The 4,440-nt window shown below is 71.6% G+C and carries 4 protein-coding genes and 1 pseudogene; all 5 read right to left on the bottom strand.

Translation table 11 applies throughout. From position 1 onward, the window contains the following. The coding region (locus tag G3N92_RS31150) for a succinylglutamate desuccinylase/aspartoacylase family protein (RefSeq protein ID WP_206131385.1) at positions 1-418 on the bottom strand (418 nt) is incomplete at its 3' end. Next, entirely contained in the window at positions 402-1,754 is a 1,353-nt protein-coding gene (gene astB, locus G3N92_RS31155; RefSeq protein ID WP_206131386.1) for an N-succinylarginine dihydrolase, read from the bottom strand. The genes astB and G3N92_RS31150, both read right to left, overlap by 17 nt. A 13-nt stretch (positions 1,755-1,767) precedes the next feature. Then, the gene (gene astD, locus G3N92_RS31160) at positions 1,768-3,231 is read right to left on the bottom strand and encodes a succinylglutamate-semialdehyde dehydrogenase (protein WP_206131387.1); all 1,464 of its coding nucleotides are present in this window, start codon (positions 3,229-3,231) and stop codon (positions 1,768-1,770) included. A 3-nt stretch (positions 3,232-3,234) separates the two neighbouring features. Continuing rightward, the gene (gene astA, locus G3N92_RS31165) at positions 3,235-4,266 is read right to left on the bottom strand and encodes an arginine N-succinyltransferase (protein WP_206131388.1); all 1,032 of its coding nucleotides are present in this window, start codon (positions 4,264-4,266) and stop codon (positions 3,235-3,237) included. After that, positions 4,263-4,440: pseudogene (locus G3N92_RS31170) on the bottom strand (arginine/ornithine succinyltransferase subunit alpha); the annotation flags it as partial. The gene astA and the pseudogene G3N92_RS31170, both read right to left, overlap by 4 nt.

Genomic DNA, 4,440 nt, shown 5'->3' on the forward strand with positions numbered 1-4,440 from the left:
TGTCGCGGCTGCCTTCGCGCTGCGCGTGGCGGCCGTTGAACAGGCGGTTCAGGTCGTCGTCGAGATAGCGCGTGCCGGCGCGCATCGCGCCCGGATGGCCGAGCACGACGAGCAGCCGCGAGGCAAGCGGCAGCGCGCCGCGCGTCAGGTCGCGCACCAGCGCGGACGCCAGTTCGATCGGTGCGGTTTCGTCGCCGTGCACGCCGGCCGACACGAGCACGTTGGCCGGCGCGCCGACCGCCGACATGCACAGCACCTCGGGCGTCAGTTCGAGCAGGCCCTCGCCGCGCCACGCGAAACGAACCATGCCGTCGGCGCACACGCCCTCGGGCTGCGCGGGCTCGCCGCCCGCCAGCGTGAAGGCCAGGAAATCGTCGAGCCAGGCGGGCGCGCCGCCGCGATCAGCGCTGGAAGTCATAGAGCGAGCCGAGCTTGAGGATTTGCGTCAGTTCGTCGAGCGCCGTGCGCGATTCGTCGAGCAGCGCCGGATCGGTCAGGTCGGCCGGCGCGAGCCGGTCGCGGTAGTGCTTCTCGATCCACGCGTCGAGCGAGCCGAACAGCGCGTCGTCGATCCAGACCTTGGCGCGCACCGCCGCGCGCTCGGCCTCGGTCAGCACCACGCGCAGGCGCAGGCAGGCCGGGCCGCCGCCGTTCTTCATGCTCTCGCGCAGGTCGAACACCTTGACCTCGCGGATCGGGCCGTTGCCGGCCTCCAGCGCGTCGAGATAGCGCGCGACGCGTTCGTTTTCGCGGCATTCCTGCGGCACCACCAGCACCTGCGCGCCGTCGGCGCGCGTCAGCAGCTGGCTGTTGAACAGATACGAGCCCACCGCGTCGCTCACGCCGACCGCCGCGTCGGGCACCTCGATCACGTTGAGCCGCGCGCCGCGCTCGGCCAGCGCGGCCGTCAGCGCGTCGTACACGGTGTGCCGGTCGGCGAACGCCAGCTCGTGGCAGAACAGCGTGTCGCGGTTGCCGACCGCGATCACGTCGTTGTGGAACACGCCGGCGTCGATCACGTCGGGGTTCTGCAGCGCGTAGACGGTGGCCGCGTCGGCCAGCCCGTGGCGCTGCGCCACCGCGCGGCTCGCCTCGAACGTCTGCCGGGCCGGGAAGCGCTTCGGCTCCGGCCCGCGCCGGTATTCGCTGCGCCCGTAGACGAAGAATTCCACGCCCGGCTCGCCGTAGCCCGCGCAAAAGCGCGTGTGATTGGCCGCGCCCTCGTCGCCGAGCGCCGGCGTGCCCGGCAGCGCGTCGTGCACCATGAAGCGATCCTCGTCGGCGAAGATCGTCGACAGCGTGCGCTGCGTGGCGACGTGCTCGATCGCGCGATGCAGCTTGCTGCACAGGTTGGCCGGCGTGAAGTGCACGCGGCCGTCGCCGGTGTCGGCCGACGGGCTGACGGTGGCCGCGTTGGCCGTCCACATGGCCGAGGCCGAGCTGGCCGCGGCCAGCAGTTCGGGCGCTTCCTTGGCGGCCTTGGCGATCACGTCGGCGTCCTTGCCCGAGAAGCCGAGCTCGCGCAGCAGGCGCAGCGACGGCCGCTCCTGCGGCGGCAGCACGCCTTGCGCGAAACCGAGATCGGCGAGCTGCTTCATCTTGCGCAGCCCTTGGCGGGCGGCCGCCTTCGGGTTGGCCGCCGATTTCTCGTTGTTCAGCGACGCCACGTTGCCGAACGACAGCCCCGCGTAGTTGTGGGTCGGGCCGACCAGCCCGTCGAAATTCGCCTCGATGGCGTTGCGCGTTGCGTTCATCGTTGCCGTCCGCTCAGAAATGGAGGCCGGGCGACAGGCTCGCCGGCATCTGCAGTTGCTCGCTCTCGACCGAGGCCATCGGGTACGCGCAGTAATCGGCCGCGTAGAACGCGCTCGGCCGGTGGTTGCCCGAGCGGCCCGCGCCGCCGAACGGCGCGGCCGACGAGGCGCCGTTGGTCGGCCGGTTCCAGTTCACGATGCCGGCGCGGATGCTGCGCTGGAAATGCGCCCACGCGCCGGCGTCGTCCGACAGCAGCCCGGCCGACAGGCCATAGGCCGTGTCGTTGGCCAGCGCGATCGCCTCGTCGAAGCTGCGGTAGCGGATCACCTGCGCGAGCGGGCCGAAGTATTCGGTGTCGGGTAGATCGCGCACCTCGGTCACGTCGAGGATCGCCGCGTTGACGAAGCCGAGCGCCGCGTCGCGCTGCGCCATCGCGATCACGGGCCGCGCGCCGGCCGCGAGCAGCGCCGTTTGCGCCTCCACCAGCCGCGCCGCCGCGCGCGCCGAGATCACCGCGCCCATGAACGGCTGCGGATCGGCGTCGAAGCGATCGGCATGGATAGCGGCCGTGACCTCGGCGAAGCGCGCGAGGAAGCGGTCGCCGTCGGCGTTGTCGGCCACGAAGATACGGCGCGCGCAGGTGCAGCGCTGGCCGGCCGACAGGAACGCCGACTGGATCGCGTGATGCACGGCCGCGTCGAGATCGGCCACCTCGCCGATCACCAGCGGATTGTTGCCGCCCATCTCGAGCGCCAGCACGATCTCGGGCCGGCCGCCGAACTGGCGGTGCAGCAGCGTGCCGGTGTCGGAGCTGCCGGTGAAGAACAGGCCGTCGATCTGGCGATGGTTGGCGAGCGCCACGCCGGTGTCCTTCTCGCCCTGCACGAGGTTCAGCACGCCGGCCGGCAGCCCGGCGTCGCGCCAGGCCTCGACGGTGGCCTGCGCCACGCCCGGCGCCAGCTCGGACGGCTTGAACACCACCGTGTTGCCGGCGATCAGCGCCGGCACGATATGGCCGTTCGGCAGATGGCCGGGGAAGTTGTACGGGCCGAACACGGCCACCACGCCGTGCGGGCGATGGCGCAGCACGGCGGTGCCGTCGGCCATCGGCGTGCGCTTCTCGCCGGTGCGCTCGTGATAGGCCGTGATCGAGATCGCCACCTTGTTGGCCATCGTCGTCACTTCGGTGCGCGCTTCCCAGAGCGGCTTGCCGGTTTCGCGGCCGATCGCGGCGGCCAGCGCTTCCTTGCGTTCGTCGAGGATCGCGGCGAAGCGCTGGACGATCGCGATGCGCGCCTCGAGCGCGAGCGCCGACCAATCGGCGAACGCGCGGCGCGCGCTGGCGACGGCCCAGCCGACGTCGGCCTCGGACGCGCTCGCGCCCTGCCAGACGATCTCGTTGGTGCCGGGGTTGCGCGAGGCAAAGGCGGGGCCGCTGCCGGCGACCCAGTCGCCGTCGATGAAGAGTTCGGACATGTGTTATCTCGGTTGGGACTTCAGCGCGTAGACGCGCACCGGATCGCCGGCCGCGACGCCCAGCGCCGCCGCATCGCCGGCCGTCAGCACGAAGCGGCCGTCGGCCACCGCGCCCGGCGCCGCGCCGACGCGAAAATCGGCGAGCGAGGTGTTCGACACGAGCGCGCGCGGGCCGCCTTCGGCTGCCTCGGGCTGGCCGATTTCCACCGGCGCCACCACGCTGTCGCGCACGGTGCGCAAGTCGGATACGTGGCATTCGAGCACCGGGCCGGCGTCGAAGATGTCGACGTGGTTCTGGTAGCGCAGGCCTTCGGCTTCGAGCATCTTGCGGGCCGGCAGCGTGTCGCGGTGCGTGAGGCCGATGCAATCCTGCGCGTCCTGCGGCAGCAGATCCACGTACACCGGAAAGCGCGGCATCAGTTCGGCCAGGAACGATTTGCGGCCGTGCGAGCTCAGGTAATCGGCGGCGTTGAAGTCGATCTGATAGAAGTGCGAGCCGACCGCGCGCCAGAACGGCGAAGTGCCGGCCTCGTCAAAATGGCCGCGCAGCTCGGCGCAGATCCGCTCCGGAAAACGCTCGCGGAACTGCGCGATGAACATGAAGCGCGAGCGCGACAGCAGCCCGCCCACGCCGGCCGTGCGGTAGCGCGGGCTCAGGAACAGCGAGCAGACTTCGGCGTAGCCCGTCAGGTCGTGCGAGATGTTCAGCAGCGACATGCGCGTCCACACGCCGAGATCCTGGCTCGCGTGCACCACGGTGGCCACGCGGTAGTTGTAGAACGGCTGCGCGAGCCCGACCTCGGTTTCGATCCCGCACACGCCGGCGATGTCGCCGGTGGCGGTGTCTTCCATCACGAAGAAGTAGCCGGCCTCGGCCGGCGTGGCCGTGCCGTCGAGCGTGCGGCGCGCGCGTTCGACGCGGGCCGCGAGCGCGTCGCGATCCGGCTTGAAGGTGGTCAGGCCCGGGCCGGTTTCCTGCGCGAGCGCCACCAGCGCATCGACGTCGCCTGTCTGTACGACGCGAACCACGATCATCGCGCGTCTCCCGAAAGCGGGTTGGCCCCATGGGCGGAAGCGGCCTCGCCGCGGCCATGCAGCGGCACGCAGCGCACCGTGTCGCCGTCCACCACGCCGAGCGCGGCGCGCGCGGCGGCGTCGAGCGGCGCATCCACCGCGTTGCCGGAGGCGGCGGCGGGCAGGTCGGCCAGC

It is taken from the genome of Burkholderia sp. Ac-20379, from assembly GCF_017104645.1.
GTDB lineage: Bacteria > Pseudomonadota > Gammaproteobacteria > Burkholderiales > Burkholderiaceae > Burkholderia.

Bases quoted from the DNA above. Each gene is read 5' to 3' on its own strand.
- astD (WP_206131387.1), bottom strand. From the start codon at position 3,231: ATGTCCGAACTCTTCATCGACGGCGACTGGGTCGCCGGCAGCGGCCCC.
- astB (WP_206131386.1), bottom strand. From the start codon at position 1,754: ATGAACGCAACGCGCAACGCCATCGAGGCGAATTTCGACGGGCTGGTC.
- astA (WP_206131388.1), bottom strand. From the start codon at position 4,266: ATGATCGTGGTTCGCGTCGTACAGACAGGCGACGTCGATGCGCTGGTG.